This window comes from Streptomyces xanthophaeus (assembly GCF_000725805.1).
Lineage (GTDB): Bacteria > Actinomycetota > Actinomycetes > Streptomycetales > Streptomycetaceae > Streptomyces > Streptomyces xanthophaeus.
The window spans coordinates 1-14,501 of record NZ_KL647137.1; the positions used below are offsets into that span (position 1 = coordinate 1).

Annotated in this window: 12 protein-coding genes; 7 read left to right on the top strand and 5 right to left on the bottom strand. The window is 74.2% G+C overall.

What is annotated here, in order from left to right:
* From IO30_RS0137925 to IO30_RS0137935, 3 genes are all read left to right on the top strand, one after another.
* A partial coding sequence (locus IO30_RS0137925) for an ABC transporter ATP-binding protein/permease (RefSeq protein ID WP_051902841.1) occupies positions 1 to 2,176 on the top strand: 2,176 nt, incomplete at its 5' end.
* 5 nt (positions 2,177 to 2,181) lie between these two features.
* A complete protein-coding gene (locus IO30_RS41505; protein ID WP_063768494.1) occupies positions 2,182 to 2,856 on the top strand; it encodes an SH3 domain-containing protein in 675 nt (224 codons plus the stop codon).
* A complete protein-coding gene (locus tag IO30_RS0137935) occupies positions 2,856 to 3,839 on the top strand; it encodes a serine/threonine-protein kinase (RefSeq protein WP_031150944.1) in 984 nt (327 codons plus the stop codon). Before IO30_RS41505 ends, IO30_RS0137935 begins: the two co-directional genes overlap by 1 nt.
* A 315-nt stretch (positions 3,840 to 4,154) precedes the next feature.
* Here IO30_RS0137935 and IO30_RS0137940 read toward each other — a convergent pair whose 3' ends face one another.
* A complete protein-coding gene (locus IO30_RS0137940) occupies positions 4,155 to 5,441 on the bottom strand; it encodes a streptophobe family protein (protein WP_031150945.1) in 1,287 nt (428 codons plus the stop codon).
* A 158-nt stretch (positions 5,442 to 5,599) separates the two neighbouring features.
* Between IO30_RS0137940 and IO30_RS0137945 the strand changes: the two genes are divergently transcribed.
* Entirely contained in the window at positions 5,600 to 6,991 is a 1,392-nt protein-coding gene (locus IO30_RS0137945; RefSeq protein WP_031150946.1) for a DUF6777 domain-containing protein, read from the top strand.
* 63 nt (positions 6,992 to 7,054) lie between these two features.
* Here IO30_RS0137945 and IO30_RS0137950 read toward each other — a convergent pair whose 3' ends face one another.
* From IO30_RS0137950 to IO30_RS0137965, 4 genes are all read right to left on the bottom strand, one after another.
* Positions 7,055 to 7,648 (bottom strand): hypothetical protein, encoded by a 594-nt coding sequence (locus IO30_RS0137950; RefSeq protein WP_031150947.1) that lies wholly within the window; start codon positions 7,646 to 7,648, stop codon positions 7,055 to 7,057.
* A gap of 22 nt (positions 7,649 to 7,670) precedes the next feature.
* On the bottom strand, positions 7,671 to 8,249 hold the full coding sequence (locus tag IO30_RS0137955; protein WP_031150948.1) for a hypothetical protein: 579 nt from the start codon (positions 8,247 to 8,249) through the stop codon (positions 7,671 to 7,673).
* A 262-nt stretch (positions 8,250 to 8,511) separates the two neighbouring features.
* The gene (locus tag IO30_RS0137960) at positions 8,512 to 9,330 is read right to left on the bottom strand and encodes a DUF11 domain-containing protein (protein ID WP_031153313.1); all 819 of its coding nucleotides are present in this window, start codon (positions 9,328 to 9,330) and stop codon (positions 8,512 to 8,514) included.
* An 87-nt stretch (positions 9,331 to 9,417) separates the two neighbouring features.
* Positions 9,418 to 9,663, bottom strand: a complete 246-nt coding sequence (locus IO30_RS0137965) for a hypothetical protein (RefSeq protein ID WP_037896379.1) — start codon at positions 9,661 to 9,663, stop codon at positions 9,418 to 9,420.
* Between the two features lie 126 nt (positions 9,664 to 9,789).
* Here IO30_RS0137965 and IO30_RS0137970 point away from each other — a divergent pair, with 126 nt between their 5' ends.
* The 3 genes from IO30_RS0137970 (at position 9,790) to IO30_RS0137980 (ending at position 14,249) form a co-directional block, all read left to right on the top strand.
* Positions 9,790 to 10,965 carry a sensor histidine kinase gene (locus tag IO30_RS0137970; protein ID WP_031150951.1) on the top strand — a complete coding sequence of 392 codons (1,176 nt, stop codon included), beginning with the start codon at positions 9,790 to 9,792 and terminating at the stop codon, positions 10,963 to 10,965.
* 14 nt (positions 10,966 to 10,979) lie between these two features.
* Positions 10,980 to 11,642 carry a response regulator transcription factor gene (locus tag IO30_RS0137975; protein ID WP_031150952.1) on the top strand — a complete coding sequence of 221 codons (663 nt, stop codon included), beginning with the start codon at positions 10,980 to 10,982 and terminating at the stop codon, positions 11,640 to 11,642.
* 474 nt (positions 11,643 to 12,116) lie between these two features.
* Complete coding sequence (locus IO30_RS0137980) at positions 12,117 to 14,249, top strand: SpoIIE family protein phosphatase (protein ID WP_078903864.1); 2,133 nt, start codon at positions 12,117 to 12,119, stop codon at positions 14,247 to 14,249.
* Positions 14,250 to 14,501: the final 252 nt, after the last annotated feature.

The following is a 14,501-nucleotide window of genomic DNA, read 5'->3' on the forward strand; positions in this document are numbered from 1 at the left end:
CGCCCCCCCCGCCGCACCCGCGCCCGACGTACTCGGCCTCGCCCACCTCCGGACCCCCGCTCCCGGCCCGGCCGCCGGCCCGCCCCCCGAGCCCCCGCCTCAGCCGCCCGAGCCGCCCCCGGCCTCGCCCCCGCCGCCCGGACCGGTGGCTGCCGCCGCGCCGTCCGGGGTCTTCCGGCCCGGCCTGACCGGCACCTTCCGGCAGCCGACCAGCATCCGCCCGCTGGCCGCGCGCACCGCCGTCCGCATCGGCCGCGCCCCCGGCAACGACCTCGTCATCGACGACCTCGTCGTCTCCCGGCGGCACGCCGAGCTGCGCGCCCTCGCCGACGGCACCTACGAGATCGTCGACCTCGGCAGCCACAACGGCACCTACCTCAACGGAGCCCCCGTCGAGCGCACCGCAGCCCTCACCGAGGGCGACATCGTCGGCATCGGCCACTCCGTCTTCTGCCTCGTGGGCGACCAGCTCCAGGAGTACGTGGACACCGGCGAGGTCTCCCTCGACGTCCAGGACCTGACCGTCGCCGTCGACCACGGCCGCAAGACCCTCCTCGACCGCGTCTCCTTCCCCGTCGGCGCCAAATGCCTGCTCGCCGTCGTAGGGCCCAGCGGAGCGGGCAAGTCCACCCTCCTCGGCGCCCTCACAGGACTGCGGCCCGCCGACCACGGCACCGTCCTCTACGACGGCCGCGACCTGTACCGCGACTACGCCGAACTGCGCAGCCGCATCGGGCTCGTCCCGCAGGACGACATCCTGCACGCCCAGCTCACCGTCCGCCGCGCCCTCACCTACGCGGCCGAACTGCGCTTCCCGCAGGACACCGCCCCGGCCGAACGCCGGGCCAGGGTGGACGAGGTGATCGGGGAACTCGGCCTCCAGCAGCGCGCCGACCAGCCCATCCACAGCCTCTCCGGCGGCCAGCGCAAACGCGTCTCGGTCGCCCTGGAGCTGCTGACCAAGCCCTCCCTGCTGTTCCTCGACGAGCCCACCTCCGGCCTCGACCCCGGTATGGACCGCTCGGTGATGCACATGCTGCGCGGCCTCGCGGACGACGGCCGCACCGTCATCGTGGTCACCCATAGCGTGCTCAGCCTGGACGTCTGCGACCGGCTGCTGGTCCTCGCCCCGGGCGGGCGCATCGCCTGGTTCGGGCCGCCCGGCGAAACCCTCGACTACTTCGGCTTCGACCAGTGGCCCGAAGCGTTCGAGGCCTTCGAGAACCAGCAGGACCGCGACTGGGCGGGGGAGTACGCCGCCTCGCCGCAGCACCGCAAGTACGCCGACAGCTCCGGACGCCGGCCGGGCGCCGACGGCGACCGCGCCCAGCCGGCCGGCTTCGCCGAAGCGCCGCCCAAGGCCCAGAGCTGGGGCTCCCAGCTGTCCACCCTGGTCCGCCGGTACGCGGCCGCGCTCAGCGCCGACAGGACCTTCCTCGTCATCATGATCGCGCTGCCGTTCGTCATGGGAGCCATGGCCCGCGCCCTGGCCGGCAGCGCCCTCACCCAGGAGACGGCCATCAACGCCCTGCTCATCCTGTGCGTCGGCGGAGTGCTGACCGGGGCGGCCAACGCCGTGCGCGAGCTGGTCAAGGAGAGAACGATCTACCAGCGCGAACGCGCCGTCGGTCTGTCGCGCTCTGCCTACCTGATGTCCAAGGTGGTGGTCCTCGGCGCCGTCACCGTCGCCCAGGCCGTGGTGCTGACCCTCGTCGGCCTGTTCGGCGTGAAACTCGGCGCCCCCGGCGGCCAGGGGGTCTTCCTGCCGCCCCTGGCCGAGATCACCCTCGTCGTCGCCCTGCTCTCCTTCACCGCGATGATGCTCGGCCTGTTGGTGTCCGCACTGGTCACCAAGGAGGAGGTCACCATGCCGCTGCTGGTCCTCCTCGCCATCGTTCAGGTGGTCTTCTGCGGGGCCCTCCTCCAGCTGGACGGGGTCCCGGTGGTCGAACAGCTCGCCTGGCTCGTCCCCTCGCGGTGGGCGCTCGGCGCCATGGCCGGCACCATCGACCTGGGCGCCCTGGTGCCGGGCACCCTCACCGACGACCCGCTCTTCGCGCACAGCGCCGGGGTGTGGCTGCTGAACGTGGGGATGCTGGTGGCGCTGGCCGTGCTGTTCGGGGTGCTGGTCGCCCGACTGCTGCGCCGGCACGAGCCCGCGATCATGCGGAAGTAGGCCCGATGAGCAGCAGCCCGGTGGCACCCGGCGGCGCGGCGGCGGACTTCCGCCCCACCCATGTCGTCCCCCAGGAGGGCCTGCCCGCCTGGGAGGGCCCCGACGTCTCCCGGCCGACCGCACCCCTGGACCCCTTCCTGCCGGTCCAGCTGCTGTCCCGGCGCGGGGAGTGGGCGCAGATCCTGTGCTCCAACGGCTGGTCGGCCTGGGTGGACGGGCGGCTGCTGGTCGCCGTTCCGCAGCCGCCTCCCACGGCCCAGGGGCGGCCCCCCGCACGGACCGAGGACCCCGGGCCGCTGCTCGCGCGCAGCGCCGACGCACTGGAACGCTACCGGCGGGCCGCCGCCGAACACGCCGCGGGCCGCACCGACGCCGAGGCCTTCCGGCGTTCCGTACGGGGGCTGCGGGCCGGGATCGTGCTCGACGGGGAGTCCGTCTGGCTGTACGACGACACCGGCGGGCGCTGGCTGTACGGCGACGGGACCCGCCTGACGACCTACGCGGTCGCCACCGGCCCAGGCGCCGGCACCGGCCCCGGCTCCGCACCGGCGGCGGCTCCGCGGCCCGAGGCAGCCGAGGACCCCGTGGAGGTCCAGCTCGACGTGCTGCCCGAGGCGGCCACCGGACACGCCCCCACCCGGATCGCGGACGGGCCCGGATCCGGGCCCGGGGAGCGGTGATGGCCGCCCAGCCCGCCGGGGGCCGCCCCTCCGCCCTGCTCGGGCAGAAGATCGCCGGGTACCTGGTGGAGGCCGAGATCGGACGCGGCGGCATGGCCGTCGTCTACCGGGCCCGGGACCTGCGCCTCGACCGGACGGTGGCGCTGAAGCTGCTGGCACCCGAACTCGCCCGGAACGACACCTTCAGGAAGCGGTTCGCCCACGAGTCGAAGGTGGCCGCGGCCATCGACCACCCGCACATCGTCCCCGTCTTCGAGGCGGGCGAGACCGAAGACCTGCTGTACATCGCCATGCGGTACGTCGCGGGGCAGGACCTGCGGGCGATGCTGGACCGGACCGGTCCCCTCCCGGTGGCGACCGCCGCCCGGATCGCGGGCCAGGTGGCCTCCGCGCTCGACGCGGCGCACGACCACGACCTCGTCCACCGGGACGTGAAACCGGGCAACATCCTCGTCGCACAGGGCACGGACAGCGAACACCCCGAGCACGTCTACCTCACGGACTTCGGACTGACGAAGAAATCGCTGTCCCTCACCGGTTTCACGAGCGTCGGACAGTTCGTGGGCACCCTGGACTACGTGGCCCCGGAGCAGATCTCCGGGAAGCCGGTGGACGGCCGGTGCGACGTGTACAGCCTGGGATGCGTCGTCTACGAGATGCTCGCGGGCGGCCCGCCGTTCCAGCGGGACGACGACATGGCCCTGCTCTGGGCCCATCAGTACGATCCGCCCGCCCCGCCGAGCAGCCGCCGGCCCGGTCTGCCGCCGGAGGTGGACGAGGTGCTCGCGAAGGCGCTGGCCAAGTCCCCGGAGGAGCGGTGGGACAACTGCCTGGCCTTCACCGGGGCGCTGCGCCGGGCGGGGGCGGGGGTGGCGGACCGCGGCGGCGTCGCACATCCGCCGACGCGGATCGCACAACTCCCGGCCGACTTCGCACCGCCTCCTCCGCCGCCGCGCTGGGCGATGCCGGTGTTCCGCAGGTAGCGCCGCGGCTCCGCTGCGCCGGGCTCCGTCCCGGACCCGCACCTCGGGAGGGGCCGGGTTCGGCCCTGGCGGGACCCGGCTTCGGTGGGGTCGGGGAGCGGGGCCCCTCCGGGGTGTCTCCTCGGCTCGCGCACCGAGCCCCGTCGGACACGTTCGGCCCAGGTTGCGCGCTCGTCCTGCGGGGACACCCCGCAGCGTCCCCACTCCCCTCCGCCCAGGCCCTGCCCTCCAGGGCCTGGGCGGAGGCGCGGGGTCCGGGGCACCGTCCAATGGCGCCGCAGACGGCCACGGCCGCACCGCCGGGTCCCGCAGGGGTCAGCGGGGAGGCGGTCCGGTCGGTTCGTCGACGCGGCCCCCGCGGTGCACCGGGCGGGCCAGGAGCGCGCCGAGGAAGCCCGCCACGGCGCCCCAGAGCAGCGCGAGGCCCACGGTGCGCCACAGGACCGGGCTGAGCTCGACCGTTGCGCCGAGCCCGTCCACGGCCCCGATGCCCAGCAGCGAGAGCCCGAACCGTGCCTGGACCTGCGCCAGCAGGCACACCGCCAGGGTGCCGAGGCCCATCGCCAGGCCCAGGTGGAGCGCGTGCTGCACGGCCCGTACGTGGGCGGGGGAGCGTACGGCGGCCAGTACGCCCGCGCCCAGCAGCAGGACCGCGGCCACCGGCACCAGCCACCACGCCCGGGCGTCCCGTTCCGCGAGCGAGGCCACGTCGACCGTGGAGAGGTCGGCGCCGCGCAGCACCTGGTCCAGCAACTGCGGCATCGGCAGCCCGAACGGCCCCTCCACCTTGCCCTCCCAGGCGCCGCCGAAGCCGAGCGTGAGCGCGAGCCAGGCGAGGTTGGGCAGCCCGAGCAGCAGCACGGCCAGCGTCCGCGCGCCGTGGCCCTGGGTCGCCGCCACCACCAGGCCGACGCCGAGCCCGAGGACGACGTACGCGAGCAGCAGCGCCACCGTGGCGAAGGCGGCGGGGCGCAGCGCGGCGTGGAAGCGGACGAGGCGGGCCGGGAGCGGTGCCCGGCGGGAGACGAGCAGGGCGATCAGCAACAGACCGAGGATCCACAGCAGTCCGAACAGGAGCGTGGCGGGCAGTGCGGTCTTGAAGCCCACGGTCGGGGCGGAGTCGAGCAGCTCGCCGATCTCCCCGACGGGCGAGTCGCCGGTGTCGATGCCGAAGTCCTGGCGGGCGAAGAGCCCCACGGCGGTGAGCGCGATGAGCCACAGCAGGACCAGGGGGACGGTCCGGGAGAGGAGTTCACCCGGACGGGTCACCGCCCGGTTGTGGAGGGGGTGCAGGAAGCAGAGGCCGGCCACGAGGGCCCCGGCCAGGCTCACCGAGAGGGGTATGGCCGACAGGCTCGCATCGGCTTCCGCCAGGAAGCCGGCCCCGCCCGTCACCTCCACCGAGCCGCCGGCGGCCATCACCACCACGGCGGCCACCACGTGCGGGAACGCGCCGTCGGGCAGGTCGCCCGCACCGGCACAGGCCAGCCCGGCCGCCGCGACCGCCGTCATCACCGCGAAGGCCGCGACGACGGTCAGGAGGGCGTCACGCCAGGCCTTCCGGGATCCCCCGGGCGAGGGTGCTGTCGGCGTTCGGCTCACCCTGCAACGGTAGGCACCCCCGGCTTGCGGGCACCACCCGGACGGCGCACACAATGGTCCGCAGGAGTGCAAGAAATCCGGATATTTCCGTGCACCAGCGGCGGAAGGTCGGAACGTCCACAGGGGACCGGAACTCCTCCGTCTGGGAAGAAGAGCCCGTGACCACGCACCCCGAGCAGCAGCAGCCGCCGCCGTCCGAACGCCCCACGAGCCCGCCTTCCGGTCCGCCGTCCGGCCTTCCCCCCGGCCCTCCCCCCAGTTCTCCTTCCGGCCCTCCCTCGGGGCCGCTTTCGGGCGGGCAGGACGGGCCACCGGCCGCACCGCCGCCACCGGCCCCGCCAGGCGGTCCCGGCGGACCTCCCGGAGGGGACGCGGCGGGCCGGGGGCCCTGGTGGCGGTCCGTGCCCCGGCTGGCCACCGCACTGGTCGCGCTGGCCGCGGTGGTGGCCCTGGCCGTGGTGCTGACCCGGCCCAGCGGCACCTCCGACAAGGCCCGCGGGGAGGTGTTCCTCCAGCCCGCCGCCGATGCCGGGCCCGACCCGTTCACCGTGTCCACCGCATCGGACAGGGCCACCCCGCCACCACCCCCGTCACCGCCGCCCACCGCGAGCGCCACGACGGGCCCGACGCCCGCCCCCACGGCCACCCGCAGCGTGAGCGGCGCCTCGCCGGGCCTGTACGGGGGCACCAAGTCCCTCGGGAGCTGCGACGTCGAGAAGCAGATCAAGGTGCTGTCCGCGCAGCCCGTCAAGAACGAGGCCTTCGCCTCCGCCCTGGACATCCGGCCCGCCGCAGTGCCCGGTTACCTCCGCTCGCTGACCCCGGTGCAGCTGCGCTGGGACACCCGGGTCACGAACCACGGCTTCCGCGACGGCCGGGCCACCCCGTACCAGGCGGTGCTCCAGTCCGGTACCGCCGTACTGGTGGACGACCGCGGCGTACCGCGGGTGCGCTGCGCGTGCGGGAACCCGCTCCGGGTGGCAGTGCCGCTGAAGGCCGACCCGAAGCGGACCGGGCAGCCGTGGAGCTCGTACCAGCCGTCGCGGGTCGTGGTCATCGCGCCCTCGGTGACCATCGTCAACAAGTTCGTCATCTACGACCACCAGGACCGGCGCTGGTACCAGCGCGACCGCGGGGACCACCACGGCGACCACGACAAGCCGGTGCCGCCGCCGGTCGTCCCGCCCCTGCCGCCCAGCCCGCCGCCGGACACCAGCACCGGGCCCTCCGGTGAGGACCCCGGTACCGACACCTCCCCGGGCACGCCCACGGACGGCGGAACCGACACCGACACCGGTACGCCCACCGAGACGGACCGCCGGCGGGACCTGGACTCGGGCACCCCCAGTGACCCGGGCACGCCCACCGACACGACAACACCCCAGGACCGGGACCGGGACCCGGACTCGGGCACGCCGTCCGACCCGGGTACGCCGTCCGACGCGGACAAGTCCTCCGGCACGCCCACGGACACCGCCACGGCCACGGTCACGGCGACCGTCTCGGGCAGCGGCACCGGTACGGCCACCGGTTCGGCCGGAACGCGGTGATGCCGCTCGGCGCCCTGCGGGGCGGAGCGGCACCACGGTGTCGGCGTACGGGACACGAGCGGTTCAGCGGTTGCCGCCGCCGGTGCGGCAGAACTTGTTGAAGGCGCTGGTGGAGCCTGCGAGGAAGGCCCTGTCGAAGGCGTCCTGCACGGCTTGGTCCTGCTGTGCGGTCAGGCCGGGGTGTTCGTTGAAGTCCTTGTGGGGCTTCTTGTGGGTGTTGGACCTGCAGTTCTCCTGAGCGGCGGCCTTGCCCGCCTTGACGCCCTCGTTGAAGCCCTGGATGCGGGCCTCCCGCAGGGCCTTCACGGTCGCGTCCTTGTCGGAACCGACCGCGGTGCACCTGATCAGCGGGCCCTTCTGCGACTCGACGAGGTACTCGCCGGGGGGCAGGCCGGACTGGGTGAAGACCCCGTTCAGCCCGTCCAGATTCCCCAGGCCCACGGCGTTCCCGCTGCTGCCGCGCAGAGCGGCTCCGCCGGTGCCGATGAAGGCGGTCCCGGTCACGGTCACCGTCTTGCCGTCGTCCGAGGGTTTGACGGTGCACGTGCCGGCCGTCACGGCCGACGGGGCGGTGGCCTGGGCGAAGGAGGCCGAACCCAGCGCGAGGGCCGCGGCGAGCGCCGGGCACAGGACGGCCAGTCGGGTACGGGTGTTCATGAGCGACACCGGCTTCCGTGTTTCAGTTGCCCCCGCCGCCGGTGCGGCAGAACTTCTCGAAGGCGCTGGTGGATCCGGCGAGGAAGGCCTTGTCGAAGGCGTCCTCGACGGCCTGGTCCTGTGCGGTCAGGCTGGGGTGCTTGTTGGGCTTCTTGTGGGTGTTGCTCTGGCAGTTCTCCTGGGCGGCGGCCTTGCCCGCCTTGACACCGGCGTTGAAGCCCTCGACACGCGCCTTCTTGATCGCGTCCGAGTTCGCTTCCTTGTCGGCCTTGACCACCGTGCAGTTCTTGAATCCGCCCTTCGCGGGCAGGATCGTGAAGTCGGTGCTCTTCTGGAACCGCTTGACGGAGAAGGACCCGTCGGGCTGGACGCCCTCCAGCGCGCTGACGCCCTCACCGCCGTCGATCTTCAGGGGCATGTCGTCGGGCGCCCATCCGGAGCCGCTGATGGTGATGCTGAGGCCGTTGTCGGCCGGCTTCACGGTGCAGGTGCCGATGCCCGGGGCGGCGGACGCCGCCGGAGCCAGGGCCGCCAGGCTCCCGGCCACGAACGTGCAGGTGATCAGAGAAGTGACTGTGGTGCGACGACTGCGCCGGTTCATGGTGGTGTTCCTCCCTCATGTGGGTGCGGAGGGAGAGGACGAGGAGAGACGGCCGTGGGCGGACGCGCAGAGGCGCGACATCGTCACGGGCGCATCGCGGCGCCGGGAGCGAACGGGCCGGCGTGCGGAACCGCGTCCCGGGACTCTCCCTCCGGCCGCCGAACGGGCGGCGGTCTGGGCTGATCCTTGAGCTGATCGGAAGGCGCCCGTCTTTTTCATCCTCCCCCGTCCCGGCCGGGGTGTCGACCGGGACGGAACACCGTCACGATCCGGGCGGAACCGCCATCACGTTATGCGTGTTGGCGTTGTTGACCGTGTTCGTGTCGCCCGTCGCGGTGATGGTGGCGTGGATGGCCCCGGGGCCGTTCCTGGCGACCGTGGCGAGAACGGGGATCTGGTTCTTGGCGCCCTTCGCCAGCGTGCCGCCGGTGCAGCGGTAGCCGGTGGTACCCGTGGCGGCGCACTGGAAGCCGTTGAAGGTGCCGGACTCCGGGGGGCGCCGTACGGCGAGCGAGCCCGAGGTCTGGACCTGGATGACGACGCCCTTGGCTTCGCCGCCGGCGTTCGAGTAACTGACCCAGTAATTGCGGTTCGTGCCCGTGGGCGGGTTGGCCTCGCCGGTGATGCCGCCGATGGAGACGTCGACCGGGGCATTGGCGGACCCGGCCCCTTCGGAGCATATTTCGTTGGAGTCGGTGGTCGTGCCGAACGGGGTCCCGAGGATGTCTCCTTTTTCTTCGTCCCCCCTGATCGAGGTCTCGATCACGGCGCAGTAGGCGACGCCCGCTTTGATACCCGCGTTCACCGTCTTGACGACCGTCCTGTTCACGCTCGGTACCTCGCCGGCCACGACGACCCGCCGGACCTCACCGGCGCCGCCCTGCGGACGCAGGACGAGCGTGTGTTTCGAGTCCAGCGTGTCGGTGTCCCGGAAGGAGACGGTCACGTCGGGTGCGTCCAACTGCAGGCTGCCCAGCGTCGCGGCCGAGGCCGGTGTTGCGAGACCGATCGCCAGTCCGCACGCCATCCCGGTGCCGATCGACGCCCGGTACATCCACCGGAGGCGCGTCTTGCCTGTCATGGGGATCCCCCATCTCAGTCGAAGTGGGATGATCCAATTGTCCGCTCGTGTCCGGGCCCCGGCAATCGCTGGCGGGCCGGGGACCGCCTACGTACGCCGTATCCCGCGCTCCGCGAGCGCATCGCCCGCCAGGCCCACCGCGATCCCGAGCGCGACCATGACGCCGTAGCCGTAGAGCTCGTAGCCGTCGGGGACGAGGAAGCGGACGAAGCCCATGAAGTGGATCCAGTCGACCCACTCGTGCAGCAGGCCGCTCACGCCACCCACGACGAGGACGAAGGCGAGCAGCTCGGACAGGGTCTGGAGCCCGGATTTCGGACGGCTGGAGGTCATGCTCCGACCGTAGGCGGGCGGGGCGGGGCGCCGGATCGGCCTTTGGGTGGCCGGGGGCGGTACTTAAGTATCCGGTTCGACGCGCAAGGACCGCTCGCGGCCGGGGCCCGCGTAGATTTGCGGGACATGCGCCACATCCACCGCACCCGCCGGGACTGGGCGGCAGACCTGGGCCTGCTCCTCTTCGCCGCCTGTTTCGCGGCCGTCAGTTCGCAGTCCATCCCGGTGCCCGACACCCTCGGCCCCGCCTGGCGGGCCGCCGACCAGGCGGCCGGCGGGCTGGCCTGCGCGGCGGTGCTGCTGCGCAGGCGCTGGCCCGTGCAACTGGCCGTGGTGCTGCTGCTGGCGGGCAGCCAGGCGCACTACCTGACCGGCCCGGCCCTGGTGGCGGTGTTCACGGTGGCCGCGAGCAGGCCGTGGCGGGTCACGGCCTGGGTGGCGGCGCTGGCCTTCGCCCCGCTGCCCGTCTTCCTGTGGCAGCTCCCGGAAACGTCCGAGGACCGTGCGGGCGCGGCGCTGACCTACTTCGCCCTGATGGCCGGAGCCATCGGCTGGGGGCTGTTCCGCAGGTCCCGGCAGCAGCTCATCGCCTCCCTGCGCGAACGGGCCGAACTGGCCGAGGCGGACGCCGAGTCGCGCGCCGGACGGGCCCGGCTGGAGGTCCGCGAGGAGATCGCCCGCGAGATGCACGACGTGCTCGGGCACCGGCTCTCGCTGCTGAGCGTGCACGCGGGCGCCCTGGAGTACAACCCCGGTGCTCCGCAGGAGGAGATCGCCCGGGCCGCCGGGGTGATCCGGGAGAGCGCCCACCTCGCCCTCCACGACCTGCGCGAGGTTGTCGGCGTGCTGCGGGCGGACACGGCGGCCGGGCAGGACCACGACCGGCCGCAGCCCGAACTGGCCGACCTGGAAAGGCTGGTGGCCGAGGCCCGGGCGGCCGGCGGGAGGATCGAGCTGACGGTGCCGACCGGCGGTTCCGTGCCCCCGGCCCTGACCGGGCGCACGGCGTACCGGATCGTGCAGGAGGCGCTGACGAACGTACGCAAGCACGCGCCCGGCTCCGCCGTCACCGTACGGGTGGCCGGGGCGCCGGGGGAGCGGCTGACCCTGGAGGTCACCAACACCCGCCCGCCCGGACCCGGTCCGGCCGGGGGAGAGGGCGAGGGCAAGGGCGAGGGCGAGGGCGGCGGGCAGGGGCTGATCGGCCTGGCCGAACGGGCTCGGCTCGCGGGCGGCGAACTGACCTCCGGCCCGGCCGACGGCGGGTTCCGGGTGCACGCCTGGCTACCCTGGCAGAGCTGAGGAGGGAGGCTCCGGTGATCCGTGTCCTGCTGGTCGACGACGACGCGATCGTCCGGGCCGGTCTGCGCCTGATGCTGGGCGGCGCCCCGGACATCGAGCTCGTCGCCGAGGCCGCAGACGGGGCCGAGGTGCCGGCCCTGGTGGCCGCGCACGGACCCGACCTGGTGCTGATGGACATCCGGATGCCGGGCGTCGACGGACTGGCGGCCACCGAGGCCCTGCGGGGACGGCCCGCCGCGCCCGAGGTCCTGGTCCTGACCACCTTCCACACCGACGCACACGTCCTGCGGGCCCTGCGCGCGGGCGCCGCCGGGTTCCTCCTCAAGGACACCCCGCCGCAGGAGATCGTGACGGCGATCCGCACGGTCGCGGCGGGGGACCCGGTGCTGTCCCCCGCGGTCACCCGCCGGCTCATCGACCAGGTGGCGGGCAGTACCGGACAGGACACCCGCGAGGCCGCCGCCCGCGCGCGGCTGGCGGCGCTGGCCGGGCGCGAACGGGAGGTGGCCCTGGCGGTCGGGCGCGGCCTGTCCAATGCGGAGATCGCCAAGGAGCTGCACCTGGCGCTGCCGACGGTGAAGACCCACGTGTCCCGGATCCTCACCCGCCTCGACCTCAACAACCGGGTCCAGATCGCCCTGCTCGTCCACGACGCGAACCCGCCGCGCACCTTCTAGCACCGTGACCCGAAGGGTCCACCGGGCCGTGACGCCCGGCACGGCACCCCGCGGCGTCGGCGGACCGGGACCATGCCGGTACGGTCCGGTCCGGTCCGGTGCGAGCCGCGGTCCGCCGCGTTGCCATACAGCGCACCGGACGCCACGGCCCGGCAGCCCCCTCCGGCCACGGCACCGGGCGCGCCGTTCGTGGACCGGCCGGCGTCGTCCCCGTACGGCGCACCGCACGGAGGCGGCCCGCGGCTCGTACGCCGCCCGCCGGACTCGCGCGGTCCGACCACGCCGGGAGGCGCCGCCCGGGCGGCGCGGCCCCCGCGGAGACAGGCCCGCCCGGGGCGCGCGCCCGTGAAGACCGCCCCGGACCGGGCCCGGCTCCGGCCGCGGGCCAGGCAGGGGCGCGGGCCCGGAGGCCGTCCCCCGGGGCGCGGGCCCGCCCGTGGGGACACCGGCGGGCGGGAGTGAGACCCTGGCTGCATGGCCCAGAGGGGATCGGACCCCGCGGTCGACTGGCCCGCGCGCCCGGACACGAGCCTCGCGCTCAATCGCATGGGCACCTTCGACTGGGACCTCGACAGCGGCCGGATGCACCTGGATCCCACCGCCCTCGAGGTCCTCGACCTGCGCCCCGGCGAGTTCGACGGAACCCTCGCCGGACTGCGGGCGCGCCTGGGGCCCGCCGAGGAGGCCCGGCTCGACGCCCGGGTCGCGCAGGCCCTCAAGTCCGGCCAGAGCCACTACGGGGCCTACGTCAGGACCCTGGCGCGCACGCGCCCCCCGTCCTGGCTGCACGTCCAGGGCCACGTCCTGCGGGACCCGCACGGACGCCCGTACCGCATCATCGGGATCATCCGGGACGCCGCCCACGACCCGGGCGATCCCGGAGCCGACGGGAACCAGGAGGACGACCGCCGCCGCATGACCGGCGTCGTCGAGCGGACCACCGCCATCCTCGCCCACGCCCGCACCGTCAACGACGTCACCGACGTCCTCAAGGACCCCGAGGCCCTCGGGCACCTCGGCGCCGTCAGCGTGATGCTGGGCATCGTCGACGGCGGCCGCATCCACCTCGTCGCGGAAGGACAGCTGGGCTCGTACGTCCCCGAGATCGAGTACACGCGGATCGACGCCCGGTTCCCGATGAGCGTGGCCGTACGCACCATGCAGCCGGTCTTCCTCGGCTCGCGGGAGGAGTTCCAGTTCGGCTACCCGCAACTGTGGCCGTACATCGAGCCGCTGTCCGTCCGCAGCGGGGTCTACCTGCCGCTGATCGCCCAGGGCCGGCCCATCGGCGCGCTCGGGCTGCTCTACCGGCGCGACGGGGACTTCACCGCCGAGGAGCGCAACCTGCTCATGGCCCTCGGCAGCGGCATCGCGCAGAGCCTCCAGCGGGCCATGCTCTTCGAGCAGGAGCACGATCTGGCGGAGGGGCTCCAGCGGGCGATGCTGCCGCGCCGGATCCCGGCCGTGCCGGGCGCGCTGATCGCCGTACGGTACCGGTCCGCCCGGGTCGGGCGGGACATCGGCGGCGACTGGTACGACGTGGTCCCGCTCGGCGACGGACGGGTCGGGGTGATGATCGGCGACGTCGAGGGCCACGACACGGACGCGGCGGCCGTCATGGGCCAGTTGCGGATCGTGCTGCGCGCGTACGTCCTCGAAGGGCACACGCCCGGTACGGCGATGGAACGGGCCTCGGCCTTCCTGCGCGAGCTGGAGACGGAACGCTTCGCCACCTGCACGTACGCCGAGGTGGACCTCACCACCGGGATGCTCCGCATGGTCCGCGCCGGCCACCTCGACCCCGTCGTACGGCGCGGCGACGGATCCTGCCACCGGATCCAGGTGGCGGGCGGACTGCCGTTGGGGCTGTCCCCGCGGGACCGGCCGGGGACCGGCTCCGGCTACCCCGTCACCAGCCTCGAACTGCACCCCGGCGACACCCTCCTGCTGTGCACGGACGGCTTGATCGAACGGCCGGGCGCCGACAGCGACACGGGCATGGGGGAGTTCATGGACGCGGTCCGCGCGGGCCCCGTCGACGTCGAGGAACTCGCCGACGTGCTGTGCGACCTCGTCGGGGACTCGGGCGGCGGGGACGACATGGCCCTGCTCCTGCTGCGCCGCCGGGGCACGCCGACCGCCCGCGGCGGCGGCCCGCTGCACCACCGGCTGGACCCCGGCGACCCGGACGCCCCGGCCGCGGCCCGTCACCTGATCCGCGCGGCCGTCGCCGCCTGGGGTGCGGCGGACCGGGTCGACGAGATCGAGCTGGCCGCCGACGAACTGATGACCAACGCCCTGGTGCACACCGAAGGCGGAGGCGCGGTCAGCCTGAGGCTGACCGCGGAGGGCCGGATCCGCATCGAGGTCGAGGACACCAGCAGCGCGCTGCCGCAACGGCGCGAGGCGGGCGACTGGGCGGTGTCGGGGCGCGGGCTGCTGCTGGTGGACCAGCTCGCGGACGACTGGGGCGTGGAACCCCGGGGCGGCGGGAAGCGCGTGTGGTGCGAATTCGCCGCCCCCGCCCCCGCCCCCGCTCCGGCGTCCGCTGCCACGACCGCCACCGGGCTCCACCCGGACACGGCGCAACCGGCCGGAGCCCACTGACCCGCCGTTTGCTCGGCCCTGACGGCACGTCACGGCCCCGGTACCGGCCACGCGGACGGCGCGCGGGAAAACCCTGTGCGGCGGCGGCCCCGGTCGCGCTAGCGTGACCTGCATGAACGTCACCGGCTCACACACCACCGCGACCGCGCGAGCGACCAGCTCGCCGGTTGCCGCCGCCTGACCTTCCCCACCACCGGCGACCGGAAACGGTCCGTCGGTGGTGCCGTGGCGTAACCGTCCCCGGCCGGACGA